This window comes from Acinetobacter sp. F9 (assembly GCF_019195275.1).
Lineage (GTDB): Bacteria > Pseudomonadota > Gammaproteobacteria > Pseudomonadales > Moraxellaceae > Acinetobacter > Acinetobacter pseudolwoffii.
In genome coordinates, this window is the sequence record NZ_CP078068.1 from 1,709,346 (window position 1) to 1,734,265 (window position 24,920).

Annotated in this window: 26 protein-coding genes, 3 tRNA genes and 1 pseudogene; 14 read left to right on the plus strand and 16 right to left on the minus strand. The window is 44.0% G+C overall.

Going from position 1 to position 24,920, the window contains the following annotated elements; genetic code table 11:
- Positions 1-9 precede the first annotated feature (9 nt).
- The 3 genes and pseudogenes from fadA to KT990_RS08180 all read left to right on the plus strand — a co-directional run bounded on the left by fadA (position 10) and on the right by KT990_RS08180 (position 2,416).
- Complete coding sequence (gene fadA, locus KT990_RS08170; RefSeq protein WP_218208604.1) at positions 10-1,182, plus strand: acetyl-CoA C-acyltransferase FadA; 1,173 nt, start codon at positions 10-12, stop codon at positions 1,180-1,182.
- Positions 1,183-1,240: 58 nt separating this feature from the next.
- Positions 1,241-1,840 (plus strand): annotated as a pseudogene (locus tag KT990_RS13625) (ImmA/IrrE family metallo-endopeptidase); the annotation flags it as partial.
- A 150-nt stretch (positions 1,841-1,990) separates the two neighbouring features.
- Positions 1,991-2,416 carry a hypothetical protein gene (locus KT990_RS08180; protein ID WP_100329468.1) on the plus strand — a complete coding sequence of 142 codons (426 nt, stop codon included), beginning with the start codon at positions 1,991-1,993 and terminating at the stop codon, positions 2,414-2,416.
- A 95-nt stretch (positions 2,417-2,511) separates the two neighbouring features.
- Here the strand turns inward: KT990_RS08180 and tehB are convergent, their stop codons facing one another.
- The 7 genes from tehB to KT990_RS08215 form a co-directional block, all read right to left on the minus strand.
- Positions 2,512-3,378: an SAM-dependent methyltransferase TehB gene (gene tehB, locus KT990_RS08185; protein ID WP_218208605.1), complete on the minus strand. Its 867-nt coding sequence runs from the start codon at positions 3,376-3,378 to the stop codon at positions 2,512-2,514.
- 214 nt (positions 3,379-3,592) lie between these two features.
- Positions 3,593-3,865, minus strand: coding sequence for a hypothetical protein (locus KT990_RS08190; RefSeq protein ID WP_005095207.1), 273 nt, complete (start codon positions 3,863-3,865; stop codon positions 3,593-3,595).
- Between the two features lie 110 nt (positions 3,866-3,975).
- Positions 3,976-4,725, minus strand: coding sequence for a hypothetical protein (locus KT990_RS08195; RefSeq protein WP_005173124.1), 750 nt, complete (start codon positions 4,723-4,725; stop codon positions 3,976-3,978).
- Between the two features lie 198 nt (positions 4,726-4,923).
- A complete protein-coding gene (locus KT990_RS08200) occupies positions 4,924-5,427 on the minus strand; it encodes a hypothetical protein (protein ID WP_100534500.1) in 504 nt (167 codons plus the stop codon).
- 234 nt (positions 5,428-5,661) lie between these two features.
- Positions 5,662-5,737 (minus strand) — tRNA-Phe (locus KT990_RS08205).
- 136 nt (positions 5,738-5,873) lie between these two features.
- A tRNA-Phe gene (locus tag KT990_RS08210) sits at positions 5,874-5,949 on the minus strand.
- 202 nt (positions 5,950-6,151) lie between these two features.
- Positions 6,152-6,529: a GNAT family N-acetyltransferase gene (locus tag KT990_RS08215; protein WP_005095200.1), complete on the minus strand. Its 378-nt coding sequence runs from the start codon at positions 6,527-6,529 to the stop codon at positions 6,152-6,154.
- Positions 6,530-6,625: 96 nt separating this feature from the next.
- On the opposite strand from KT990_RS08215, the gene hisB reads away from it, so the two are divergent.
- From hisB to KT990_RS08245, 6 genes are all read left to right on the plus strand, one after another.
- Positions 6,626-7,219: an imidazoleglycerol-phosphate dehydratase HisB gene (hisB, locus tag KT990_RS08220; RefSeq protein WP_005095198.1), complete on the plus strand. Its 594-nt coding sequence runs from the start codon at positions 6,626-6,628 to the stop codon at positions 7,217-7,219.
- Positions 7,219-7,836, plus strand: a complete 618-nt coding sequence (hisH, locus tag KT990_RS08225; protein ID WP_218208606.1) for an imidazole glycerol phosphate synthase subunit HisH — start codon at positions 7,219-7,221, stop codon at positions 7,834-7,836. Before hisB ends, hisH begins: the two co-directional genes overlap by 1 nt.
- Before the next feature lie 131 nt (positions 7,837-7,967).
- Complete coding sequence (locus KT990_RS08230; RefSeq protein ID WP_180181446.1) at positions 7,968-8,486, plus strand: DUF805 domain-containing protein; 519 nt, start codon at positions 7,968-7,970, stop codon at positions 8,484-8,486.
- A 103-nt stretch (positions 8,487-8,589) separates the two neighbouring features.
- The gene (locus KT990_RS08235) at positions 8,590-9,249 is read left to right on the plus strand and encodes a 3'-5' exonuclease (RefSeq protein ID WP_044113079.1); all 660 of its coding nucleotides are present in this window, start codon (positions 8,590-8,592) and stop codon (positions 9,247-9,249) included.
- Between the two features lie 318 nt (positions 9,250-9,567).
- The gene (hisA, locus tag KT990_RS08240) at positions 9,568-10,302 is read left to right on the plus strand and encodes a 1-(5-phosphoribosyl)-5-[(5-phosphoribosylamino)methylideneamino]imidazole-4-carboxamide isomerase (protein ID WP_004278658.1); all 735 of its coding nucleotides are present in this window, start codon (positions 9,568-9,570) and stop codon (positions 10,300-10,302) included.
- A 65-nt stretch (positions 10,303-10,367) separates the two neighbouring features.
- Positions 10,368-11,297: a DMT family transporter gene (locus KT990_RS08245; RefSeq protein WP_218208607.1), complete on the plus strand. Its 930-nt coding sequence runs from the start codon at positions 10,368-10,370 to the stop codon at positions 11,295-11,297.
- A 54-nt stretch (positions 11,298-11,351) separates the two neighbouring features.
- Here the strand turns inward: KT990_RS08245 and KT990_RS08250 are convergent, their stop codons facing one another.
- On the minus strand, positions 11,352-12,758 hold the full coding sequence (locus tag KT990_RS08250; protein WP_218208608.1) for an NAD(P)/FAD-dependent oxidoreductase: 1,407 nt from the start codon (positions 12,756-12,758) through the stop codon (positions 11,352-11,354).
- Between the two features lie 40 nt (positions 12,759-12,798).
- Complete coding sequence (locus tag KT990_RS08255) at positions 12,799-14,130, minus strand: APC family permease (protein ID WP_218208609.1); 1,332 nt, start codon at positions 14,128-14,130, stop codon at positions 12,799-12,801.
- 96 nt (positions 14,131-14,226) lie between these two features.
- On the opposite strand from KT990_RS08255, the gene KT990_RS08260 reads away from it, so the two are divergent.
- On the plus strand, positions 14,227-14,586 hold the full coding sequence (locus KT990_RS08260) for a helix-turn-helix domain-containing protein (RefSeq protein WP_218208610.1): 360 nt from the start codon (positions 14,227-14,229) through the stop codon (positions 14,584-14,586).
- Between the two features lie 355 nt (positions 14,587-14,941).
- On the opposite strand, the gene KT990_RS08265 is transcribed toward KT990_RS08260, so the two are convergent.
- Genes KT990_RS08265 through KT990_RS08275 form a run of 3 tightly spaced genes read right to left on the minus strand, consistent with a single transcriptional unit; the run spans position 14,942 to position 16,968 of the window.
- Positions 14,942-15,337 (minus strand): DUF4870 family protein, encoded by a 396-nt coding sequence (locus KT990_RS08265; RefSeq protein WP_005095179.1) that lies wholly within the window; start codon positions 15,335-15,337, stop codon positions 14,942-14,944.
- Positions 15,338-15,357: 20 nt separating this feature from the next.
- Entirely contained in the window at positions 15,358-15,984 is a 627-nt protein-coding gene (locus KT990_RS08270; protein WP_005173140.1) for a DUF1294 domain-containing protein, read from the minus strand.
- Positions 15,985-16,020: 36 nt separating this feature from the next.
- The gene (locus KT990_RS08275) at positions 16,021-16,968 is read right to left on the minus strand and encodes a homoserine kinase (protein WP_180078001.1); all 948 of its coding nucleotides are present in this window, start codon (positions 16,966-16,968) and stop codon (positions 16,021-16,023) included.
- Between the two features lie 113 nt (positions 16,969-17,081).
- Between KT990_RS08275 and hisF the strand changes: the two genes are divergently transcribed.
- Positions 17,082-17,840: an imidazole glycerol phosphate synthase subunit HisF gene (gene hisF, locus KT990_RS08280; RefSeq protein ID WP_005095173.1), complete on the plus strand. Its 759-nt coding sequence runs from the start codon at positions 17,082-17,084 to the stop codon at positions 17,838-17,840.
- Positions 17,841-18,438: 598 nt separating this feature from the next.
- Here hisF and KT990_RS08285 read toward each other — a convergent pair.
- Positions 18,439-19,083: a hypothetical protein gene (locus KT990_RS08285; protein WP_074383899.1), complete on the minus strand. Its 645-nt coding sequence runs from the start codon at positions 19,081-19,083 to the stop codon at positions 18,439-18,441.
- 110 nt (positions 19,084-19,193) lie between these two features.
- Here KT990_RS08285 and KT990_RS08290 point away from each other — a divergent pair, with 110 nt between their 5' ends.
- Positions 19,194-20,207, plus strand: a complete 1,014-nt coding sequence (locus KT990_RS08290; RefSeq protein ID WP_100354911.1) for an AraC family transcriptional regulator — start codon at positions 19,194-19,196, stop codon at positions 20,205-20,207.
- A gap of 101 nt (positions 20,208-20,308) precedes the next feature.
- Here KT990_RS08290 and KT990_RS08295 read toward each other — a convergent pair whose 3' ends face one another.
- Together KT990_RS08295 and KT990_RS08300 are read right to left on the minus strand one after the other, a co-directional pair.
- Entirely contained in the window at positions 20,309-20,554 is a 246-nt protein-coding gene (locus tag KT990_RS08295) for a hypothetical protein (RefSeq protein WP_005095167.1), read from the minus strand.
- A 77-nt stretch (positions 20,555-20,631) separates the two neighbouring features.
- A complete protein-coding gene (locus KT990_RS08300; RefSeq protein ID WP_100534509.1) occupies positions 20,632-21,714 on the minus strand; it encodes a DNA/RNA non-specific endonuclease in 1,083 nt (360 codons plus the stop codon).
- 265 nt (positions 21,715-21,979) lie between these two features.
- Between KT990_RS08300 and KT990_RS08305 the strand changes: the two genes are divergently transcribed.
- Positions 21,980-22,558 carry a hypothetical protein gene (locus tag KT990_RS08305; RefSeq protein WP_218208611.1) on the plus strand — a complete coding sequence of 193 codons (579 nt, stop codon included), beginning with the start codon at positions 21,980-21,982 and terminating at the stop codon, positions 22,556-22,558.
- Positions 22,559-22,634: 76 nt separating this feature from the next.
- Here KT990_RS08305 and KT990_RS08310 read toward each other — a convergent pair whose 3' ends face one another.
- The gene (locus tag KT990_RS08310; RefSeq protein ID WP_004729217.1) at positions 22,635-24,515 is read right to left on the minus strand and encodes a potassium transporter Kup; all 1,881 of its coding nucleotides are present in this window, start codon (positions 24,513-24,515) and stop codon (positions 22,635-22,637) included.
- A 122-nt stretch (positions 24,516-24,637) separates the two neighbouring features.
- On the opposite strand from KT990_RS08310, the gene KT990_RS08315 reads away from it, so the two are divergent.
- Positions 24,638-24,728, plus strand: a tRNA-Ser gene (locus KT990_RS08315).
- Positions 24,729-24,920 lie beyond the last annotated feature (192 nt).

Here is a 24,920-nt window from a genome sequence, read left to right on the forward strand (position 1 = left end):
GCAACGTGAATGGCTACTTTAAATCCACGTGACGTTGTCATCGTCGATGGCGTACGTTCAGCAATGGGTAAAACCAAAAACGGTATGTTCCGCAATGTACGTGCGGACAGCCTGTCTGCTGAACTTGTCCGTGCCCTGATGGTACGTAACGAATTCGACCCGAATGAAGTTGAAGACGTGATCTGGGGCTGTGTCAACCAGACTCTGGAACAAGGGATGAACATTGCCCGTAATATCGCATTACTGGCAGACTTGCCGAAAACTGTGGCTGGTCAAACCGTGAACCGTTTGTGTGGTTCGTCTATGCAGGCGATTCATACTGCGGCTGCGCAAATTGCCACCAATCAGGGTGATATCTTCATCATTGGTGGTGTCGAGCACATGGGTCACGTTGGCATGATGCACGGTATCGACCTGAACCCGGAAGCGTCTAAGCATTATGCCAAAGCATCAAATATGATGGGCTTGACTGCGGAAATGCTGGGTCGTATGAATGGCATTAGCCGTGAGGAACAGGATGCCTTTGGTGTGGAATCACATCGTCGTGCCTGGGCTGCGACTGAAAATGGTCTGTTCCAGAACGAGATTGTAGGTATTGAAGGTCACAACGCTGATGGCTATAAAATCCTGTGTGATATCGATGAAGTGATCCGTCCGGATGCCAACATCGAATCATTCCGTGCTTTACGTCCAGTGTTCGATCCGAAAGGCGGTACAGTGACTGCGGCAACCTCTTCAGCCTTGTCTGATGGTGCTTCTGCAATGTTGCTCATGTCTTATGAGCGTGCACAAGCCTTAGGTCTTAAGCCACGTGCTGTAATTCGCTCTATGGCGGTTGCAGGTTGTGATGCTGCGATCATGGGTTATGGCCCAGTTCCGGCAACGCAAAAAGCCTTGAAACGTGCTGGCCTTGCGATTTCTGATATTCAAACTTTTGAATTGAACGAAGCCTTTGCTGCACAAGGTCTGTCTGTTCTTAAGGGCTTAGGCATTTATGACAAGCAAGACATCGTGAACCATAACGGTGGTGCGATTGCGTTGGGTCACCCACTCGGTTGTTCTGGTGCGCGTATTACCACGTCTCTGCTTAACGTGATGGAACAGCAAGATACGCAAATTGGTCTTGCGACCATGTGTATTGGTTTGGGTCAAGGTATTGCGACCATTATCGAACGTGTTTAATTCTTAAATACCGAGATAAAAAGAAACCCCGCTTAGTGCGGGGTTTTTTATACAAAAAAAAGAAATTGATGCCCTTTCTTTTTTTGATGATGAATCAGGCTCACCGTTTATTTTTTTGAATGATACAAAATCTGCCGAACGGGTAAGATTCGATTGTGCGCATGAATTAGGCCACACCGTTATGCACACACATAATAAATATGTCCGCAATGAAGTAGACAATCGTATTTTAGAAACTGAAGCAGATAAGTTTGCTTCAGAATTTTTAATGCCTACTGAAGGTTTTTTAAGTACAGTTCCTTCTTATTTAACGATTGAAAATATGATCGACTATAAGAAAGTATGACGAACATCTTTAAAGGCTATAAATTATAAATCGCATAAATTGCAACGTATAACAGATTGGTTTTATCGAAGTAACTCTATGAAAATTAATACCTTAGGTTATCACATTAATGAGCCTAACGAAACTCACCGTGATGAAAGCGTAATGCTTCCTAAATTAATTTTAACATTAGCTTCAGATCCAAAATTTAGTAAGCAGAAAATGCTCGATGAAATTCGTATATCTGAAAAAGACTTTAATGAACTAACATTTGATTCTTTAATTAAATATGAAGAATCTAAACCTCGACCAAAACTTTATGTCATTAGTTAAAGCTCTTCGGAGCTTTTTTATTTAAACTAGAATGTTATCCCTTTGTAAAATTGGTTTATTTTTCCACCATTAAAATCTTAATTATGAATCGCTTAAATTTTATCTGTGTATGATCAAGCCTCTTTTTTCCTACTTCCTTAAGGGGTTTATATGAACATGCTTAAAACAATGCTTGCGACTGCAATCGTAGCAACTTCTGCATCTGCAATGGCAACTGAAGCTCAAGTAGCACCTGCTGCTACAACCACTACAGTTCAAACTGTTGCTACAGAAGCGGTTGCGCCTGTGCAAGCAAAAGTTGAAGCTGCTCAAGCCACTGCTACAGATGCAAAACAAGCAACTGAAGCGAAAGTTGAAACAGTAAAAGCTGAAACAACTGCTCAAGTAGAAACTGCACAAGCAACCGCAGAACAACAAGTTGAAGCTGCAAAAACAGAAGTAGCAGAAGCAAAAGAAGCAACTGTTGAAACTGCTGCTGAAGTAAAAGAAGCGGCTGCTGAGAAAGCCGAAGCTGCTCAAGCAGACGTAAAAGCTGAGAAAAAAGGCTGGTTCTCTTGGTTCAAAAAAGCTGCTTAAGATTTTTTGAGCATAAAAAAGATGTCATTACGACATCTTTTTTTGTTTTGAACACTCTCATTTTAATTCAAGAGTTTAACAGCAGCTTAAAGCACTTATTCGACCTTTTGCGCTAACATGGTCGCAAAATGCTGTTTAATCCGTTGGCCCTGCGCATCCACCCGATGCAGCTCACCAATATTTTCATTGTATTTCACAATCTTCCAGTCCTCATAATAAGCCCGTAACTCGCCCGGCTTAAAGCTAAATGAAAAATCGGGCTGTACCGGAATCTCTGGCGTATCCATCGCACAGACAATCAGATTATAACCACCCGGCACGGTCGCCTGCTGCATCTGTGCAATGAGCGGTGGAATGGTTTTCGCCTCAAGGAACATCATCACCACGGTACAGTAAATGAAGTCATACTGGCCTGTAATACTGGTATCTGTGTTGAGATCACGGCGCTGGATCTGCAAGTGATCAATGTGCTCCGTCTGCACAATCTGTCTTAAGGTCTGCAAACTGTTTTCATTGACATCCCAGGCTTCGACATTAAAACCATTCTGACTTAAATACAGTGCATTACGTCCTGTACCGCAACCGACGTCCAGCGCACGGCCACCCTTTAAATAGGGCATGGCAGCCAATACTTCAGAATGGGTAGGATTCAACTGATATTTTTTGATGAAGTAATCTTCAGGCCGGCAATAAAAACGCAGCTGGCATTCGACATCCTCGCTGGCAGAAACAATCTTGTGCCAAGCCTCAGGTTCAATAAATGGCGGTTGCTGTTCTGGTGTAAATACATGTTCAGATTGCACCGCACCGGATGCTTCCAGCATGGCAAAACGCAACTCACCTTTAAGTAGTGTCAGTTTGGCCCAAGTCCCGGCTTTGGTATTGTGCTGATTCTTGAAGCCCTGAGGAATACTCTTTTCTGTCCAGACCGGAAGTTGCTTATAACAAATCAGTTCTTGCATCAATATCGCCCTCCATCTCATGCATGCGCCGCCTGTCATGCTTATAGCGACGGTTTTATTCATTTCAGCATAGCTGGTTCAGGCCGGAATTGGAATCAGCGCTTATTTACGCTGTGCCAATACAGCAGCAAGATGCAGACCAAATCTGGAAAAATAAAAAAGCGGCCTCGATCGACAGCTTGAGTTTAGCCAGAGAATGAATAGGGTGACTGGATTAATGCAGTAGTTCTGATTGTAGCCAGCGCATATAATTTTCCTGATCCATAAAATCCGGCGCGCCTTCCAGATCCAGACTGAAATACTGCTGATTAAACTGGATCACAATCTGTTCAGTATAGTGCCAGTCCTCTATCAGCTTGAAATATTGATTCAAGAAAAATCGGCTCCTGCCCTCATTATTCAGACTTTGTAGTTTTGGACATATTTTATTTGCGACAAACTCACCGTACACCTGCTGAATATCAGCAAAAACCTGAATTGTTTGCATGACTCACCTGCTTAAATGTTATGTCGTGATCTGTGCGACACATTCAATTTAAGCACTGAGTTTGAACAGCAGATGACAGTCATGTGGCAATCCTGTGATTGCCTACAGGGTTATAACTTGTTTTCAACCGCTTTCTGGTTTGCTGTCGCAATCTGTTGCATCTGTTTATTCAGATTTAATATTTCTTTATACAGCGCATTAAACTCTTTCACTGCTTTATCTTCATAAAACATGAAAGTTTTATTTTTCTTTTGCCATTTATGCTTTTTCAATACGGCAAATAAGGCATCTGCCTTGGCCAGACTTTGTTTCTCAATCTCAAAGATCGCATGGGCATTACTTTGCTGTTGATCGGCTTGCAGGTTCGCGGTCAGCTGCTGGCGATAACGGTTTTTAATATCCAGTTGCTGTGCCTTATTGATCAGCTCGGCATCACGCTGCTGAATTTGCTGCTGATAGCTGTTCACAATTTGATGCACTTGCTTGAGCATGGCTTCGGTTTCTTTATAGTCTTGTGCCTGATCCTTGGCCAGACGGTCAATATCCAGAAAATTCTGCCAGTTGGCCGCTTTCAGGTCGCGTAGATACTGATTGCGCTCCTCGGCACTGTCCCGTAGTTGACCCAGCATAAATTCGGCCATGATGGCATAGTCCCCATCCAGACGATCATCCTCAAGCTCAAGCTGAATCGGTTTAGACCAGTCCTGTGCTTGCCTTACAATGCTCTGGGTTTTTTCTTCCAGCACGGTTTCATACTCGAGCAACTCGGCCTGATGTTTTTGCTGGACAGAATTTTGATAAAACAGTCCAATAAAAATTGCCAGCGTAACAGCGGCTAATATCATAAAAACACGCGGCATGTACACGCTCCAGCTCTGTCGGTCAGATCTTATTGATAATACACACTATGCTTATTTTTTAGACACAATTCAAGAGATTTGGTTTGACCGCTCATATGGCATGCTCAGGCAAGAATCATCGTGCCCGGAAAGTAATTTAATCCAAAATCTTCTGCTGGCTGATCCTGCAGACCCAAGCCTTCAGGCTGTCAACAACGATTATCTGGAATCAAATGGCAAGCTCAGGCTGAGTCGATTTGGGTCAAATTGTTCACGTACGATTTGCACGTTGGTGGCATCCCGGTTAATACCAAAGGGTTGCAGCAAGACATACACACCATTTCTTGGGTCTGAAGACTGTAAACCCTGTGCTATTGCCAGTACATATTCACGAAATACCACAGGCAGACTATCCAGATCAGGGGCGACCGGCGACCGCATTACATCAATATTCGCAGCAATGTCGCCATCTACGCTATAGGCCTGAATATCACGTTCGATTTTCATCAGACGCATTTGCAGGGCCTTAAGTTGGCTGTTCTGTTCCTGATAAGGCATCATTTTTTCAGTCACGGCGCGCAGTTCCGGTTCGGCCATGACAGTGAGTGTCGGCAATACCACCGGATCAGACACAGTGGCAGGTGCAGCATGGCTGGATATCGGCAGTGTAAAGGCAGCACAGGCCGTGATCAGGCCCAGTATGCTCGGCTTTAGGAGATTCATGATTTAGCCCTCATTTGGACAATAGGAAAGCTTCAGATTGAAAGCTTACAAGTAATACAAGCGCCTATTGTTAAGTTTGATAAACGGTCAATAATGAATAAACAGGATAAAAAATAGAAAAAAATACGGCAGGAACAATAAGAAAATATAGATTTAATTCTGATCTGATTTTGTTGTAGGCAAACATTACAGACAAAAAAAATCCCCAAACATGGTTTGAGGATTTTTTGAATATGGTGGCGAGACCCAGGATCGAACTGGGGACACACGGATTTTCAATCCGTTGCTCTACCTACTGAGCTATCACGCCGATGCGGTGTATTAAGCCGTATCTGGCTGCATTAGTCAATCAAAATTATAAAAAAAATAATTGAATGACTGAATTTTGGTCTAAAAAAAATCCCTGATGGGATCAGGGATTGAAAACTTTAAAATGTTTTAAAATATGGTGGCGAGACCCAGGATCGAACTGGGGACACACGGATTTTCAATCCGTTGCTCTACCTACTGAGCTATCACGCCGATGTCGCGTATTAAACAGTTTCAGCTTTAAATCGTCAAGAGCGCAGAGAATAATTTTCATCAAATGTTTACTTTTCCATCAACTCGCATCAATTTGAGTCATAAATTAAACAGTTTTTACCAAAGACTTCACCAATAAAACAAATCTGCAGTCTTATTTACAAAAAAAGCAGCCCGAAGGCTGCGACTGCTTGATCTATTTTTAGATTTTTTCCAGATTGGCCAGACAACGATGGATGGCACCACACCCCGGCACAAAATTCTTGACCCCTTTTTCTTCTTCCATGCGGCAGACTTCACTGACCAGCCTTTCTGCAACGCCACGCCCGCGGTTGGCCGGATGCACCACGATATTTTCCAGAATCCGGCTTTCTCCCTGTCCGGTGCACCAGATTGCCCCGATAATCTTGGTATTAAATTCTGCACTATAAACTGAGGTATACTGTGTAAGGTTTTGCTCTAGTTGTTCCATGGCATCTGCCCCATCGCTAAATTCAGGGCTAGTGTCATACAGTCGCTCAAGCTGGCTGCGCACTTCATCATTTTCTAAAGAAGTATAGGCATGTACGGTAATAGGCATTGATAAACCCTCCTGAGCAATCTAATATGCGGTGACGTCGTCACGGCGAAAATATTTTCTACATCAATCATTTTGACGTATTTGAGGAACGTGTCTATGACAGATCGTATCAGTGAAGTGGTAAGAAATACCAACGAAACCAAAATTCGAGTTCGTTTGAATCTCGACGGTACTGGTCAAGGCACCTTAAACACGGGTATTCCATTTTTAGACCATATGATTGATCAAATCAAGCGTCATGGTTTGTTTGATATTGATATTCATTGTGAAGGCGATCTGGAAATTGATGACCATCATACTGTGGAAGACTGCGGTATTACGCTGGGTCAGGCATTTGCACAGGCATTGGGCGATAAAAAAGGCCTGAAACGCTATGGTCATTTCTATGCGCCACTCGATGAGTCTTTAAGCCGTGTCGTGGTAGATCTGTCTGGCCGTCCGGGTCTATTTATGGATATTCCATTTACCCGTGCCATGATCGGCCGTTTTGATGTGGATTTATTCTCTGAGTTTTTCCAGGGCTTTGTAAACCACTCCTTGATGACGGTACATATCGACAACCTGAAAGGCAAAAACAGCCATCACCAGATCGAAAGCGTATTTAAAGCATTTGCGCGTGCGCTGCGTATGGCCTGTGAAGTGGATCCACGTGCTGCGAACACGGTAGCTTCAACCAAAGGTACACTGTAATGACCCGTATTGCCCTTCTTGATTATGGCATGGGAAATTTGCACTCTGCGGCAAAAGCACTCGAACATGTCGGTGCCACAGTAGATGTCACCAATGATCCAAAACTGATTGCACAAGCAGACAAGATTGTCTTTCCGGGCGTAGGCGCGATGCGTGACTGTATGCAAGGTATGCATGAAGCGGGGATTGATGAAGTGGTACGCAATGCCGTATTTAACAAACCGGTATTGGCCATTTGCGTGGGTATGCAAGCCTTGATGCAGCATTCGGAAGAAAATGGCGGTACCGATGCACTGGGTATTTTCGAAGGTGCGGTCAAGCATTTTCCGGAAATGGCAGGCTTAAAAGTGCCGCATATGGGCTGGAACCAGGTGCATCAGGCTGATCCAGAGCATCCGATGTGGAACAATATCGAACAGGATGCACGTTTCTACTTTGTACATAGCTACTATGTAGAGCCACAAGATTCAGACCTGGTGGCAGCTACTTGTACCTATGGCATCGAGTTCTGTACCGCAATTCATCAAGAAAACCTGTTCGCGACCCAGTTCCATCCGGAAAAGAGTCATACCGCCGGTTTGCAGTTATTGAAAAACTTTGTGGACTGGAAAATCTGATTTTCCTTTCGCCTAAAAAGCTCGCAGATTGCGGGCTTTTTTGTTGATTATTTTTTACACTTTTCATTTATAAAAAATCTCTTTATCATAGACTTGCTTATAAAAAATCTAATGAAAACAAAGGAAAAATAATGAGTAATACAATTCAGGATTCGGGGTGGAATGCATCAGGACGTTTTGGGCGACGTTCTTATATCGCATGGAATATGCTGCTGGGTTTTTGCTTTATGATCATCGGGATCATTGCTGCTTTCATTTTACCTGGAATGAGTCCAGAGACTTTAGATGGTAAAATGTCCATGCCTTTAATGGTGCTGTTGGTTTTGATCTACGGCGTTGCGATTTATTTTAGCGTGATTTTTTTAATTCGTCGTTTACATGACCGTAATCATAATGGCTGGCTTTCTTTACTGATTTTTGTGCCGGTCGTAAACCTTGTCTTTACACTTTACCTGTTATTGGCACCCGGTCACAACGAAAGTAATGAATATGGCCCTCCACGCACGACACGTGGCTGGGAAACGCTTTTGGTGGTGCTGTATCTGGTACTCGCGGTTATTTTGGCCGCCTTTGCTGTCCCTGCTTATCAGAATTATGTTGAACGTGCTCAACAGGCGCAGATGGAACAGAGTAGCTATCACACTGATTAAACCTATTTAAATTCTGCATAAAGCCCATTCTTCATGGGCTTTATTTTTGCCTAGAACAGGAAAAGTGATTAAGCTGAACGCATTCATTTCATGATTGAAGCTTATGCAACAGCTGCTGGATACTTTACCAAGCAAGGAACAAATTCAGACCTTTCCTGTATTTAAAAATCTTCCGATGCAACAGATTCAGGTGATTAATCGTCTGGAACAGTGTCATGCCCTTGCACAGGAGCTAAAAAGCCATGCAGTCCTGGGTTTCGATTCTGAATCCAAACCGACCTTTAAAGTTGGTGAGGTTTCTACCGGGCCACATCTGATTCAGCTGGCCACTTTAGATAAAGCCTATTTATTTCAAATGAATGATTCGATCTGGGATTTTCTTAAACCGATCTTTGCCAGTCGCGAGCAGATCAAGGTCGGTTTTGGCCTGAAAAATGATGCGCACCTGTTCCGTAAAAAAGGCATTGAACTGAATAGTGTGATTGAACTGTCCAAATGTTTTAAAGCTTTTGGTTTAAACAATCCGGTCGGATTAAAAAATGCCATGGCTTTGCTATTTCAAGTAAATTTTCCTAAATCCAAACGGATTAGTACCTCGAACTGGGCCAGCAAGAAGCTAAGCCCGGCACAAATTGATTATGCAGCCGCAGATGCCTACGCGCCCGTGCTGGTATTTGAAGAATTACTACGTCGGGATTTATTACCCAGAGAGATTCCCAATACTTCATTAAAATTAAGAATCCGTCCTTCATCGACGGCTTAAGCGCTTAAGTGGCGTGTTGGTTCTGGTAACTTGATGTACGCATAAAAGCTGTGATGAGCGCGTTCGATGAGAGAGCTGTGACTTTAGCAGATCTTATAGCTTCGATTATCGACCAGCTCAGAACACGAACCGTTGTGGAACATCTGATCACCATTCAAGAGACGAATCATTAAAACCATTAAAATAAATTACCTCACTGCTACCTATCTATGGACAGCTTTTCTTTATTCATACCGTTTAAGAGTTAGAAATTTCGACTTTATTTGCTAAGATGAATACACTCAAATTCATTCTAAAGATTAAGCAAGGAGCGAAAGCATGCTGATCATCCCTGCAATTGACCTGAAAGATGGCAAATGTGTCCGTTTAAAGCAAGGTCGTATGGAAGACGATACCGTATTTTCAGACGATCCGGTCGCAACAGCACAGCATTGGGTAAATGAAGGCGCTCGCCGCTTACATTTAGTAGATTTAAACGGTGCTTTCGCAGGTACACCAATCCATAAGCCAGTGGTTGAAGCCATTGTCCGATCTCAACCTGATTTGCCGATCCAGATTGGTGGTGGTATCCGTTCTCTGGAAACCATTGAGCATTATCTGCAAGCCGGTGTTTCTTTTGTGATCATTGGCACCAAAGCAGTTCAGGATCCTGAATTTGTTGAAGAAGCATGTCGAAAATTTGCCGGTCATATTATTGTTGGGATTGATGCCATGAATGGCATGGTGGCAACAGATGGCTGGGCCAATGTGACTGATGTTAAAGCCACTGACCTGGCGAAACGTTTTGCCGATGCTGGCGTGTCAAGCATTGTCTATACGGACATCGCACGTGATGGCATGATGCAGGGTGTGAATATTGAGCAAACCGTGAATCTGGCGCAATACTCAGGTTTACCTGTGATTGCATCTGGTGGTGTGACCAATCTGGATGACGTACGTAATCTGAAAGACCAACCGGGTATTTTGGGCGCAATTACCGGCCGTGCGATTTACGAAGGTACATTAAGCTTGCGTGAAGCACAGTTATTGCTAGATGAGCAACAGGCGCTATAATTAAGCCTGCTGTAAAAGAGGTCTTCGGACCTCTTTTTTATTTTTTATTTTTCTGATCTCCTGGCATGTCTACACTTATTTCTAAAAATCACTCCGGCTGGATGGTGAAAGCACCGCAACTTGCCCTGATCCTGATCACCATTATCTGGGGCGGCAGTTTTATTACCGTGCAATACGGGCTGAACTTTAGCAGTCCGATTATGTTTGTCGGCCTGCGCTTTGCTGCGGCAGCGCTTGCTGTCACCCTGATTTCCCTAAAATCGCTAAAAGGCATGAACCTGAAAGAAGTGTTCGCTGGTGCGGTGATTGGCGTCATGATCGCCATCGGCTACGGCACCCAAACTGTAGGCTTGCAGACCATCAGCAGCAGTGAGTCGGCTTTTTTAACCGCCTTGTATGTTCCGCTGGTTCCGATCCTGCTCTGGCTCATGTTCCGTAAAAAACCGCATGTCATGACCTGGATCGGAGCCCTGTTTGCCTTTATCGGTCTGGTGTTTTTGACAGGCAATGGCTTTGCTGCAATTCAGCTCAGTTTCGGACAAACCCTGACTTTGCTTGGTTCGATTGCGATCGCACTGGAGATTATTTTTATCAGCTATTTCGCCGAGCAGGTCAATGTCCGCCGGGTCACGGTGCTGCAACTTATTTTTGCGTCCCTGTTCTGCTTTATGATTGCACCCGTATTAGGTGAATCTCAGCTACCTGAATTTCACTGGCATCTGACAGGAATTTTAGTCGGTTTAGGCATTGCCAGTGCCTTGATCCAACTGGTGATGAACTGGGCGCAGCGCATGGTCGATCCATCACAGGCGGCAATTATCTATGCCGGCGAACCGGTATGGGCAGCCCTGTTTGGCCGTCTGGCAGGAGAACGCTTACCGTCACTGGCTTTATTAGGCGGATTGATGGTGGTACTTGGCGTGATTGCCAGTGAATGGAAACCGAAGTTTTTCAGAAAACAACCAACAGAAGAATTAAAGCAAGATCTTTCTTAATTCCGCTAAAGTCCCCTTTTAAGAAAGGGGAATTTTTTATATTTGTATTTAATTTTAGAAAGATACCATCTTGCCCGGATTCACCAATGCTCCCAGTCCATAGGCAGTTTTGGCAATTGGAATCACCACAGGGGCAAGTGTGCGACCAAACAACATATCCTGATGCTGAATAGTGGTCAGCATATTGAAATCATCTGCCTTGCCACAGAAATCATCTGCAATTGCTTTACCGATACGCACCGTTTGCGCCACACCATGCCCACTCCAGCCTTGCACGGCATAAATCGGGAATTTATGGCCAAATTTACGGCTGTCGGCTGCACCATTCATGGTCAGATCCGTGGTTCCACTCCAGACAAAATCCAGCTCAACCTGTTTTAATTGTGGGAATACATGCTGAATTCGACCTAACAAATACTGATGGGTTTTTTCAGGACTCCAACACGAACCTGTCCCTTCACCACCAAATAAAATTCGGTTTTGAGACACACCCCGGTAATAATCAATCTGGAACTGGGTGTCGTAGACAGGCGCATCGGTTGGCAATAGCTCTTTTAAATTTACTTCTAAAGGCGCTGTGGTACATACATAAGTATAAAATGGAATTGTGGTTCGATTGTTCTTTTGCAGCAGTTTAAACGAAGCATGATGTACGCCCATGACCACACTCTTACGCGCTTTTATTACGCCACTTATGGTCGTGACATAAATCCCATCTTCACGCTCTTCTACTGACACCACTTCAGTTTGTTCAAACACCTGTCCACCGTTTTGGCAGAAGCCATAAACGAGGCCACGGTTCAGTGCGAGTGGATGGATATGTCCCCCCAGCGAGTCAATTAGACCGCCACAATAATTCTCTGAAGCAATATGCTGTTTCAGCTCATGCTCACCGACAATTTTGGTGTGGTCTTCACCTAAAAATTTACGTGCATCTACCCCTTGAGTTAAACCAACCAAGTGCCCTTCATGCACTGCTGCGGTAATATGTCCACGTTTACGCTGTAGCTCAAGTTGGTATTTTGCTGCAATGTCATCGATTAAAGACATCGCTTCAGTAGAGCTAAAGTGCCAGAGTTTTTTTGCATCTGCATAGCTGAAATGCTCAATCATTTCTGACGCTTCCCAACGCGCTAGCCCCGGTGTGAGCTGTCCACCATTACGTCCTGAAGCAGCGCCACCAATGCGATTTTTTTCTACCAAAATGGTATCTATGCCATGTTCAGACAGATGGAGTGCTGTCGATGCTCCAAGTAGCCCACCACCAATCACCACCACATCACATTCAAGATCGGCATTTAAACCTGGAAACGCATGCCCAGTTTCGAGTGAGCTTTCATAGTAATTGGCAGGATGTTCAAAATTGCCATGTTTGGGATTAATCCAGTTCCACTCTTTGCCACTCTGTGTATTAATACTGACTTTAAACTCGACATCTTCAATAAATTTTGGTTTATTCATTTCATCTTCTCACTATTACTTCAATACAATTGATTCGATCTTAGTAAGCACTACTAATCACAATATTCTGTTTACGCAGACGCTTATACATATAGAGCAGCACGCCTACTGCGAGCCAAATACAGCCACAGATCAAAGCTGACATTTCCAGGTTGATCCATAAACCCAACATCACGCCCACCGAAAGCAGGGGCAAAACCAAGTTAAGGAAGACATTTTTTAAGCCTTGACGCTGTTTGTCCTGAACAAAGAATTTTACAAATACCGAGAAATTCACTGCAGTAAAGGCAATCAGGGCACCAAAACTCACCATACTCACCACTGTCGCAAGATCAAGGCTGATGGCGAGGAGTGAAGTTAAGCCAATGAACAGCACGGCATAAAGTGGTGTACCCAACTTGTTATGCACTTGACCGAATGTGCCTTTATGGAAAATTCCGTCACGTCCCATGATATGGATTAAACGCGAGGCACTGGCATGAGTCGCCAAACCTGAAGCAAAGGTATTCATGATTTGCGCGCAGAGGAACACCGCCTGAAATAGTGCCCCACCGACATACATCACAATTTCAGGCAATGCTTCATCGGGGTTGTTAAAGCGGACATTGCTGGGGAAATACAACTGGATAAACCACGATGCCGAGAAGAAAATCACCCCGCCTGTCAACGTGGTCAGCATTACAGCACGTGGAATATTTTTTTTCGGGTCTTTAGTTTCGTGTGATATTGTCGTCACGGCATCAAAGCCCAGAAACGAGAAACATAAAATTGATGCCCCGGCAATTAACGGCAATATACTGCTATCGCCGTTCAATAATGGCGTCATGGTCAGGACGTGATGATAACCTTGCTCCGTACCTATGCCCTTGATCACCAGATAGATAAACAGCAGCATTAAAATCAAGGGAGCCACCACAAAAACCAGGCTTAAGTTCGCCAAGATATTAATGCGGAAACAGTTAATCAGGGTCACCAAACCGGTAAAGATACAGACCCACACCCAATATGGCACGCCTGGAATCAGGGCTTCCAAATAGATCCCGACCAGTAAAGCATTCACGAGCGGCAGCAATATATAATCCATTAAGGCACACCAGCCAACAAAGAAACCGGCTTTCGGCCCGCAAGATTCCGCCGTATAAGTATAAGCCGAGCCCGGTTTTTCTGTCTGGCGACTAAATCGCGCATAGCTGAATGCCGTTAACAGCATGGCACCTAAGGCAAGGATATACGCGAGTGGAACACGTCCCTCAGTGATGCCGGAAACAATCCCAAAGGTATCAAAAACAACCATCGGGGTCATATATGCCACACCAATGATCACGACCTGCCACAAAGACATTTTTTTGAAAGCAACTTGTGCTTTTTCCATTGATGTCACCTGAACATTATTTATTTTCGTTATTTGTTCAATTGCAATGACTATGCCATATAATAAAAATATAAATAAATTGAGTGAGGATGAAAAATGCCAAAGTACAATTTAGAAACTCGAATTGCAGCCATTCAGATGTATAAAAAGACCGATTACAAGGTGGCTGTCTGTAAAGAATTTGGCATCTCTCGGGTGACTCTGGATGCATGGATCAGCCTTGAAGAAGAAACTGGCGACTTGGTCCAGAAACCTGTAAAAAACCGCGGTGCACCGGGCCATATTAAAGATTGGAATGAATTTCAAGTGTTTGTAAGATCTTTAAAATTTCAAAATATTAGTGATTTGGTTCCAATATTTGAACAGCGCTTTGGTTATGCAGTTTCTTATGCGGTTTTGGTGCGTGCTATTCATGTTTTAGGCATGCGTCGCCGTCGTGGTCGCTTTTATTCTTAAATTAAAAATGAGCCCGACAATAAAATAATTCGACCCGTTAAATTTAAAAAAATAAATGTACATTAATGTAAGTTTATTTTATTAAAAACGTAAACTATATTTATTAAAAAAGTAAATTTATAAAACAAAAAAGTAAAGTCTAAATATTAAAAATGTAAATTTATAAAATTAAAAATATTTAGCAATGTTCGTCATTATGTTCAATGATGATAAGAATTGCTCCCTAAAATGGAGCAAGCTTGAATAAAAGTGGTGCGAGTTGGTAATTTTTTCAGCCTATGCAGACAGATGGAATCCGTTCTATTGCATGAGGCATAAAAAAGCAGCACTTTGGCTGCTTTTTCTACAATAAAATTTAGGATTTATACATCGGTCGATTGTCATTCAAGCGCATGATGCCACGAATCGCCCGATACACAATCCAGATCCAGGCCAGAAAGACCACCAACAAACAGAAAGCGGATGCACCAAATGCCACGCCTGCAAACAGGTTCGGATCTTCGCCAGTAAAGAACAGAAACAAAAATGGAATAAAGGCAATGATATTCCAGACCAGATACCACCAGAAACTGCGGATCTGCCAGGTGAAGTGGCTTTCAAAAATTGAACCACGTACATCGCGACGTTTGACATAGTTAATGATCAACGCCACGACAGCCAAGAGGCCAGCACTAAAAATGGCCACAATATATAAAATGTACAGTGCAAAAGTCAGTGTGCGATTTGGGTCTTTATCAATGGAATAGTTCACGTCCCCTCCTGATCTTTCCCCTAAATATTTAAACTGTTAAATGGGGAAATTAGCCATATAATCAAAATGATGTTAAAGGCTATAGTACAAAAATATATCTGCCGGAACGGTTGTTTTTGTGTTTTATGTCGCAGTTTTTGCTGGGCTAACCAGGCTGCTGGCCAACCACCTAAAAAAGCCACCAGATGCAGGGTATTTTCCGGAATACGTTGCTTACCCGATTGCGCCGCTTCCTTGTCCTGCGCATACAACCAGTAACTCAATGCATTCATCAAACTGATCAGCAACAAGACCAGTCCACTGAGCAGACCGCCCAAAGTCAATGCGGTCAGCAACAGAATATAAACCACACAGGCAATCTGCATCGGTTGTAATTTCTGTGACTGCTGTTGCTTGTAGGGTTTGAATTTAGCCTGAGACGTTTTGGTTTGCGATGCTTTCAGATACATGACCTGCTGTGCTTTGTATCGTCCGCGCTCATCTAAAATGACCGTGTACTCTAAGGCACAGCCGACGATCGGACGCGGACCTTGCTTGGCAAAGTCCTTGATATGCAGAAATACGCGATCTTTGGCCGAATCATTGGGCTGAATAAAGCCATAACCCTTGTCATCAAACCACTCTACTAAACGTCCCTGATCGCGCATATCCCCTGTCCTTTTGTCTTTATAAATTTTAAATATTTAAGCTGTAACGAATTTTAATCGCTCAATCAACATATTACGCATCTCGACTGGATTTTTTTGCAAAATATCTTCGCCAGTACGACCCAGTGCCGCGTTACGCTGTGCCACCTGTAAACGCATCATCCAGAAACGTCCTGCGGCCATGGCCAAGTACAACTCTAAACATGATTTTTCATCTGCTGTTAAGGGGCGGACGCATTCATAGGCATTTAAAAAGGCAATGGCTTTTTCTTCGTTTAAAGTGACATCCGGATAGTTGGTGCAAAAGTCATTTAAAGTAATCGCGATATCAAATAAAAATTCATCTTTATTCAGTTCATAAAAATCCAGAATACCGTTGAGTTGATCACCATCAAATAAGGTATTGTCCCGGAACAGATCGGAATGAATAAAGCCACGTGGACGATCTGGATAGACTGCTGTTAAAGCGTCATACAGGCCTAAAAGCTTGCCGAGCAACACTTTATCGGCCGGACTTAAACTTGGTTTGATTTCTTGGGACACTGCCAGCCAATACGCATGATCACGCACGAAATTACGTTCTAATTTGAAGTCCTGCAATGCCACATGCATTTTTGCCTGAGCGATAGCAATCGCTTCAACTTGTGCCACGGTCGATGGCATGGGATGCTCACCCAACAGGCGCGGTGCAATCTGTGCCGGTTTATCTTTAATACTGTGAATAGCCTTGCCTGAATGCGATAAAGGCACCGGAACGGCCAAGCCTGCTTTGCCCAAATGTTGTAATACAGGCACAAGTTCCCCTGCCGCCTGTTCATCCATATCCTCAAACACCGTTAGCACATAGTGTGCGTCTTCGCAGACCAAAAAATAGTTGGTATTTTGAATACCGCCTTGAATCGGAATCAGATCAACCGCCTTTAAACCGTAGGGCGCTGCAAAATCCTGAACTTCCTTTAAAGTCAAAGTGGTATAAACCGACATAGAAAACCTGCGAAAAAACTTACATAATTTTGCTAGAATACCGTTTCCATCTGCCAAGGTGTAGCGCTTGCGTGGGTGAGTTTCATAATCGGCTGTAATAATTGGAAAAATTTATGCTAGCTAAACGTATTATTCCTTGCCTCGACGTTGATAATGGTCGTGTGGTCAAGGGTGTTCAATTCCTTGATATTCGTGATGCAGGTGACCCAGTTGAGGTCGCACGTCGTTATAACGAACAAGGTGCCGATGAAATTACTTTCCTTGATATTACCGCTACACATCATGGACGCGACACCACTTACCGTACTGTAGAACGTATGGCTGAATCGGTTTTCGTCCCCCTGACGGTCGGTGGCGGTGTGCGTAAAGTCGAAGATATCCGTTTGCTACTCAATGCTGGTGCAGATAAAGTCAGCATCAACTCGGCAGCAGTATTTAATCCGGAATTTGTCCAGGAAGCATCACAACGTTTTGGCGCACAATGTATCGTGGTCGCCATTGATGCCAAAAAAACCGGCGAAGATAAATGGGAAATTTTCACCCACGGCGGCCGCAAACCGACCGGCATTGATGCCTTGGAATGGGCAGAACAAATGGCCAATTACGGCGCAGGTGAACTCCTGATTACCTCAATGGATGCCGACGGCACCAAAGCCGGTTATGACATCGCCCTGATGCGTGCCATCAATGACCGCGTCACTGTACCGACTATTGCCTCTGGCGGTGTAGGAAATTTACAACATCTGGCAGACGGGATTATTCATGGCGGTGCTGATGCGGTACTGGCAGCGTCAATTTTCCATTTTGGTCAACATACCATTCCTGAAGCCAAAGCCTATATGGCAGCGCAAGGCATTGAAATGCGCCTTTAATTCAAAAACGAATTCCTATTTAAAAAAAGAGCATCACAACGATGCTCTTTTTTATTTCTACAGGATAAGCCTAGGCAATAAATCATTTGGAAAATACTCTCATCATCTGTGGCACATCCGGGTTTGCTCTAATGATGACTGCTTTGAAAAAGTATATCCATCGTTCTGTGGATTAAAGCAGAACAGCAAACACGACAAAAAAGAGTTAATAGAAAAGGACTTGTATGTTCAAAATGATATTTAGGGATTGTTATTGATCAATAGCCGCCGGACAGCACGAAGCTTTCCAGTGCTGAGCAGCTTAAATATAAAGGACGTTATTTTCTTTCAATATTCACCCCAGTATGAGGATGAACAAGATCGCTCTATTTTGACCGATATTCAAAAGTAAAAATTAAATAAAAAAAAAGGAGTCTCGCGACTCCCTGTAAAAACCAAGATTAGACCACAGCGCTTGGTATTCAAAATAATTCATTACACCTAAAACATATCAGTATGTGGCTTCACTCACCAACAACCGTGAATATAGGCCAAATCAAAAGGACAATATTGACAATACATCTGCATTTTATTGACAAATCACGACAAGAACCGGGTTTTAGCGATTTAATGGCCTATTTAAGTGATTGGTCGCAGGATTTTTAGCAATTTTAGCCGGAGTTTCTGCCCACTTGGCTGGAAAATAACGGTCTGCCCAATAGTTCAGTTTTTTCGAGATCGGTGCAGGCAATACCATACCTAAAGGGTTCTGCTCCTGTAAATCTGCGGAGGAAATCACCCGGGTACCCAGCAGATAGTCGAACCAGGGTTTGGTCACACACCAGTTGGCATCCTGATTACTATTCATGTGATGATCATAATGCCAAGGCAGCTTTTTTTTGGCCCATTCTGGCTCCAGATGGGCACGACGATGCCGATAATAATAATTGCCTGCACTATATAATACGGCCAGCGTCATCCCTTTGGAAAAAGGATAAAACGTCAATCCAAAGACTGTAGCAACCACGGCAAGAGAAGCAATTTCATTGCGGGTACGCCAGTTGTTCAGTCCTTCTACATAACCGAAATCGGAAAATTCCGTTTTACGCACAATGCGGTGATGTTCCCAATGCGAACACATGCTTTCTGGAACCGGACTATAGCGGCTCTGTCCTTGGCGGTGAATTCCATGTAACACATATTTATGCGCAAACCATTCAAATCCATTGGCAACGACGAGTCCTGCCAGAAAACCTTTCCACATGATCTTTTACCTCTTGGTCTATTTTTCAATATAGGCTAAGTAAAAGACTAGATATTGACCAAAATATTCAATATGATTGACAAAATACGACAAAATAAAAGAATTAAAAAATGCTGGTTCTAAAAAACTACGTAGGCTCGATATACGGTGGTTTAGGACATTTACTTTTGGACTATTATCAGCTGAAACAGCTCGAAGTCCCTGAGAAATTATTGGCCATTCAAAATCTGGAACGCTTTGATTTTACTCTGTGGCGTGATCTGCTGACGACACTTGATCAACAGCTGCAGCGCCCGGCTTTGGGCCTGGAAATTGCGCAACTGGTCGAGACTAAACATCTCGGGATTATCGGTTATCTGGCACTTTCCAGTGACACGCTGGGTGAAGCCTTCATGCGCTATCATGACTACCATCGCCTGATCTATGATGGTAGCCCGCTACAAATCCAGGGGCAAGGAGATCATCTTTCGATTGCCTGGGGTGAGGTTCCTTTTAAGATGAGTACGCAACTGACCGATGAAATCGCGATTGCACTCATGATCGAATTTATTAAATCGAATATTCTGGATAATAATCATCTGCATCTGCATGAAGTGCATTTTCAGCATCCAACACCCAAAAATATAGCATTGTATGAACAGTATTTCCGCTGCAAGGTTCGTTTCGGTCAAGCCAAGACTCAAGTCCTGATGCCGGTCAGCGAGCTGTCTACGCCTTTAAAACAGGGTGATCAGACCCTACAAAAGCTTCTGAAACAACAAGCTGAAGCTTTACTGGAAAAATTCCCCAATTCCACCCAAGTTGACCAGCAGTTACAGCAGGCGATTCTGGTGGGCCTGCAAAAAAACCAGTTCCAGATTGAACATATTGCCCAGCAAATAAAATTCTCTGTCCGTCAGTTACAACGACATTTGCAAAAGCAGGGTAAAACCTATCAGCAATGCATGCAGGAAATCCGCTCTATGATGGCAATGCAATATCTGAAAGATCCGCATTTAAGCTTACAGGAAATTTCCATGCTGCTTGGTTACTCCGAGCAGAGTGCATTTCAGCGGGCATTTAAGCAATGGACCCAGCTGACGCCACAACAATGGCGCTTAGAATCTTTGGCTCAGACAGCTTGAGACGCTGCAATGCTGAGACTAAAAACAGTAAAAAGCCCAATAGGAATATTGGGCTTTGTGTCTGGTTCCAGATGGAACATTCTCCAACAAATGAAAAAATCTTATAAAAATGGATTTTCAATTTCGTCCAGATCATCCCGCTGCAGCTTTTCTGGCAGATCTACAGTATTTTCCAGTTGCTGCACCACATCATTTACAAAAGCCTGCAAAACCTTGGCAGCCTTAAGACCTTCCTGATCCTTGGTGATCTGCAAGTTTCCATACAGGCTGACACAATCCAGATCATTTTCCAAGGTCAGATCATGAATGGCATGGGATTCACTGCCATTTTCAAATGCTTTAAACATATCCTCTCCACCTGTCTTTGTTATTTTCAATAATGGGTGAGATCGATGCTACTCGAATCCCACTTTTTTCAGCAAGTTTATTTCAATAACTGCAAAATATATTGCAATAGCGCATCTATCAGCTGTTTTACAATCGTATTTTGGGTGTCGTTATCGATTGCACCACCAGTCGCTGAGGACGTCGAGGTATTTGAACCTGAAGATTTAAACTCACGTTGCAGTGCCTGCAAGTTTTCTTTAGAGACATCTTCCGCACACTGGCTTTCTGCATCCCAGTTAGAATATTCGATTTTCTGATTGGCTTTGACCGCCCTGGCCGTCAATGGCAAACGATAGGTATTGCGCTTCTGCTCTTCGGTCAATTGTGGAAACAGGTTAATTCCGAGCTGTTCTTCCAGATAACAGACACTAACAATACGCACTTTGAGCGAATTATCATTCGGCGCATAATAAGCACCAATCGCACCGGTTTTCGGCAGGTAAACTGCCTTATACACCGCCGTCGGTACAATCACGCCATTACCAATGGTTTTTAGTTTTTTCGCCGCAAATACCGGCCCGGTAACCACATAAACATCCTGCTTCTGTTTGGTTACAATGGCACGGGTCGCTTCTTCCAGTTCACGCCAGACCTGCTGATTGTTTTTCGGTGCTTGCGGCACCATATTGGCCAGTGAGAAACTGTCCGACTGTGCAGCCTTATTGGGCATATCCGCATTTGGCGCCATATGCCCGCGGTCATAACCGGAACCACGATAATCCGCCAACGTCGCCCGATGCGCAGGTTTAACCTGGGTCTCTTCATGAAAATTATCTTGACGCGGAATTTTCTGGCTTAAGCGTGCCGGTGTGAGTGCTTCAGCCACCCAAAGTGGGGTTTTCGAAACACCGGAATAACCAACGTTAAAGCCATTAAAGCACAGTGAATAACTGTCTTTTTTCAGGCTGTCTTTCATCAGATACGGCGGAACATCACGATAAAACTGTGTCAGACAGGCGGAATCGGATGAAGATGGCAGAGACACCCATTGACTGATTTTTTCCTGCCCAAAGGCGATGGCAAAACTACTCGAAGCCACCACACCCAGAATGACTTTAGTACTATTTTTACTTAAAAACTGAAAAAGAGAGTTCTTGGATTTACGCTGCTTCTTGGCCATTATTACACGTACTTTTTAGATCAATACCGATTTTTCCCGAGCTTAACAAGCTGTGTATATGAAGTATATCTTGACCCTGCCATTCGCTTAACAAATAAACAATAATGGCTTAAAAGCCACGAAAGCTGTAACAAACTGTCTATTTTTTATTTCATTTTAAATGAGGTTTCGCAGTCTTTGAGTAGCTTTGATTGGAGCTGCCGGATGAGTATGTAAAGCTAAGCGCCTATCCCAATTCGTACAATTATTAGCAGTGGTGTCAATCATGAATTCCAAACTCTCTAAAATATTAGGTTTAGGATTATTCACAAGTGTAATCAGCGCAGGCGCATTTGCCGAGCCACCGGTTCAACCGGGTGAAACACTTGAAAGCTTGTCTAAAGCTAAAATTAGTACCACGGTAAATGGTCAGGAAGGCTCTTTAGAAACTCTAGTCAACTCTGGTCAAATCCGCCTTGTCGATCCGCGTACAGCTGCGCCACAGCAACCAATGCCAAATACGCAGCCAGCGATGCCAAATGATCCAGCGATGATGCAGGCGCCTGGTAATTCAGACATGGTTTCTCCACAACCTCCTGTGGCAGAACCGGGTATGAATCAATCAGACATGCCGGCCAATCTGGCTGAACCGGCCAACAGTACTGAAGTCGAGACAACTACATCTATGGCTGCACCAGAACAACAGCCTGTGCTTGAAGAGCAACAGCAAGCCGCTGTAGTTGAAGCCAATATGAATGAACAAACTGAAATTGCGGCTCAATCTGATGCAGAGCCAGTGCTGATGGAAGAACCTTTGAATGCTGCACCTGAAATGCCAGCAGCTGCGGTAGAACTTGAGCAATAATCTGAAGCTCATTTATTATTTCTCCCATAAAAAAACCAGAGTGTGCCTCTGGTTTTTTTATGCTTTTTTATTTTATTTACATCTGAATCTGGGTGCCCAGCTCGACCACACGGTTGGGTGGAATCTGATAGAAATCACTGACCGGACTGGTATTGCGTTGCATAGAAATAAACAGCTTTTCCCGCCACGGTGCCATACCCTCACCCACAGTATGCATAATCCGTTCACGTGAAATAAAGAAACTGATCTGCATCAGGTCATATTCAAAATCCCATTGCTCATAGGCCTGCTGTAAAGCTTCCGGAATATTCGGCTGATCCTTAAAACCATAATAGATAAACACCCGGTAAAAATGTTCACTCAGTTTTTCCAGTTCAATCCGCTCCTGCCTGTCAACAAAAGGAATATCCCGGGTAATCACTGTCAGCATGATATTGCGTTCATGCAAGACCTTATTGTGCTTAATATTATGCAACATGGCATGCGGAACAATATTTGGTGTACCGGTCAGGAAAATGGCATCGCCTGGCACAAACTTGGTGCCTTCCCCCATCGAAATACTTTTAATAAACAGATCAATCGGCAAGGCATCCTGTTCCAGCCGGTTCAGTACCAACGCACGCCCATCTTTCCAGGTCATGAGAATCGTAAACAGTACCGCGCCAATCAGAATCGGCACCCAGCCACCCGAAGCAATTTTCAAGGACGTTGAGGCCACAAAGACTAAATCCAGTGCCAGGAATGGCACAGCAAATAAAGCTACTTTCCAGACCGGCCAACGCCAGAATCCATAAGCCAGAATCGAGATCAAAATGGTGCCACAGAGCATGGTCATGGTCACCGCAACGCCATAAGCACTGGCCAGATTGGCACTATTTTCAAACAGTAAAATCAGGATCAGCACCGAGATAAACAGCATCCAGTTAATGAAAGGCAGATAAATCTGGCCGCGTTCCAATGCAGAGGTATGCTTGACTGACAGGCGCGGTAAATAACGCAGTTGAATGGCCTGATTGACCATAGAAAATACGCCAGTAATGACCGCCTGTGAGGCAATCACCGCCGCCGCAGTCGCCAGTCCAATCATCGGGAACAAAGCCCAGTCTGGCAGCAGCATATAGAAAGGATTCGCCAGTGCTTCAGGACTACGCAGTAACAAGGCGCCTTGCCCGGCATAATTCAATAATAAACAGGGCAAGACAATAATGAACCAGGCCAGACGAATCGGCAGACGGCCAAAATGCCCCATATCGGCATAAATCGCTTCACCCCCAGTCATGGTCAGAATCACCGCCCCCATGGTCAGAAAAGCCACATAAGGCTGGTCAACTACAAAATGATAGGCCCAGTAAGGATTCACCATCCAGAGTACAAATGGGGTCTGGATAATGCTCCACAAACCAAAACCGCCAATGGACAAAAACCAGAGCATGGTTAAAGGCCCAAAAAATTTGCCCATCGTGGCTGTGCCGTGTCGCTGTACCATAAACAGTCCGGCCAGAATCCCTATCGATAAAGGCACCAACCACTGATTGAAAATGGGCGTGGCAATACTCAGGCCTTCAATGGCTGATAGCACGGAGATTGCTGGGGTAATAATCCCGTCACCGAAAAATAGCGATGCGCCGACAAAACCCAAAGCGATCAGGAATATTTTCTTTTGATCAGAGATTCGTGTGGTACGCAGGTTTAATGCCAGTAGTGACATGATCCCGCCTTCGCCGTTGTTATCGGCACGCATGATCACCATGACGTATTTAAAGCTGATGGTAAGCATCATGCACCAGAAAATCAGGGACAGGATGCCGAGTACAGAAGCTTCGCTAATGGCGAGGTGTGCGGTGAGGAAGCATTGGCGCAGTGCATAGAGCGGACTGGTACCAATATCTCCGAAAACGACCCCAAGCGCAGCCAGTGTAATCACTGGGAGAGCTGCCTTTTGTGCAGTGCTTTGCATATATTGTCTTCGTTTTTTAACAAGCATTTTTGCGAATCATAGCACCGCATTAAAAGTTTTTCTGCAAATCAATTGTTTCAGCTTGGCACAGCTGGTTTTTTTCGCTATTATCCTCGGCCTATGGTGAGGTGTCCGAGTGGCTGAAGGAGCACGCCTGGAAAGTGTGTAAACGTTTATAGCGTTTCGAGGGTTCGAATCCCTCTCTCACCGCCAAATTCGATGTTTACGGTAGTCCGCCGTAGTGTAAAAGACTTGATTCCAAAGGGATTGAGTCTTTTTTTATGCCCGATACACTACGATGGATAACGGTAGTATACCGACAACTTTGTCGGTATATTTGTCGGTATAAATTCCAATCAGCTATTTTTTAACCTCCCCTACTAAAAAAAATGCTGATTTATACCG

Coding starts and splice junctions, on each gene's coding strand:
- hisA (WP_004278658.1), top strand. CDS start 9,568: ATGCTGATCATCCCTGCAATTGACCTGAAAGATGGCAAATGTGTCCGT.
- fadA (WP_218208604.1), top strand. CDS start 10: ATGGCTACTTTAAATCCACGTGACGTTGTCATCGTCGATGGCGTACGT.
- KT990_RS08255 (WP_218208609.1), bottom strand. CDS start 14,130: ATGGAAAAAGCACAAGTTGCTTTCAAAAAAATGTCTTTGTGGCAGGTC.
- KT990_RS08290 (WP_100354911.1), top strand. CDS start 19,194: ATGCTGGTTCTAAAAAACTACGTAGGCTCGATATACGGTGGTTTAGGA.
- KT990_RS08285 (WP_074383899.1), bottom strand. CDS start 19,083: ATGTGGAAAGGTTTTCTGGCAGGACTCGTCGTTGCCAATGGATTTGAA.
- tehB (WP_218208605.1), bottom strand. CDS start 3,378: ATGCAAGAACTGATTTGTTATAAGCAACTTCCGGTCTGGACAGAAAAG.
- KT990_RS08180 (WP_100329468.1), top strand. CDS start 1,991: ATGAACATGCTTAAAACAATGCTTGCGACTGCAATCGTAGCAACTTCT.
- KT990_RS08310 (WP_004729217.1), bottom strand. CDS start 24,515: ATGCAAAGCACTGCACAAAAGGCAGCTCTCCCAGTGATTACACTGGCT.
- KT990_RS08295 (WP_005095167.1), bottom strand. CDS start 20,554: ATGTTTAAAGCATTTGAAAATGGCAGTGAATCCCATGCCATTCATGAT.
- KT990_RS08200 (WP_100534500.1), bottom strand. CDS start 5,427: ATGAATCTCCTAAAGCCGAGCATACTGGGCCTGATCACGGCCTGTGCT.
- KT990_RS08190 (WP_005095207.1), bottom strand. CDS start 3,865: ATGCAAACAATTCAGGTTTTTGCTGATATTCAGCAGGTGTACGGTGAG.
- KT990_RS08305 (WP_218208611.1), top strand. CDS start 21,980: ATGAATTCCAAACTCTCTAAAATATTAGGTTTAGGATTATTCACAAGT.
- KT990_RS08260 (WP_218208610.1), top strand. CDS start 14,227: ATGCCAAAGTACAATTTAGAAACTCGAATTGCAGCCATTCAGATGTAT.
- KT990_RS08195 (WP_005173124.1), bottom strand. CDS start 4,725: ATGCCGCGTGTTTTTATGATATTAGCCGCTGTTACGCTGGCAATTTTT.
- KT990_RS08300 (WP_100534509.1), bottom strand. CDS start 21,714: ATGGCCAAGAAGCAGCGTAAATCCAAGAACTCTCTTTTTCAGTTTTTA.
- KT990_RS08230 (WP_180181446.1), top strand. CDS start 7,968: ATGAGTAATACAATTCAGGATTCGGGGTGGAATGCATCAGGACGTTTT.
- hisB (WP_005095198.1), top strand. CDS start 6,626: ATGACAGATCGTATCAGTGAAGTGGTAAGAAATACCAACGAAACCAAA.
- KT990_RS08235 (WP_044113079.1), top strand. CDS start 8,590: ATGCAACAGCTGCTGGATACTTTACCAAGCAAGGAACAAATTCAGACC.
- KT990_RS08245 (WP_218208607.1), top strand. CDS start 10,368: ATGTCTACACTTATTTCTAAAAATCACTCCGGCTGGATGGTGAAAGCA.
- hisF (WP_005095173.1), top strand. CDS start 17,082: ATGCTAGCTAAACGTATTATTCCTTGCCTCGACGTTGATAATGGTCGT.
- KT990_RS08270 (WP_005173140.1), bottom strand. CDS start 15,984: ATGCGCGATCAGGGACGTTTAGTAGAGTGGTTTGATGACAAGGGTTAT.
- KT990_RS08250 (WP_218208608.1), bottom strand. CDS start 12,758: ATGAATAAACCAAAATTTATTGAAGATGTCGAGTTTAAAGTCAGTATT.
- KT990_RS08215 (WP_005095200.1), bottom strand. CDS start 6,529: ATGCCTATTACCGTACATGCCTATACTTCTTTAGAAAATGATGAAGTG.
- KT990_RS08275 (WP_180078001.1), bottom strand. CDS start 16,968: ATGTCGGTTTATACCACTTTGACTTTAAAGGAAGTTCAGGATTTTGCA.
- hisH (WP_218208606.1), top strand. CDS start 7,219: ATGACCCGTATTGCCCTTCTTGATTATGGCATGGGAAATTTGCACTCT.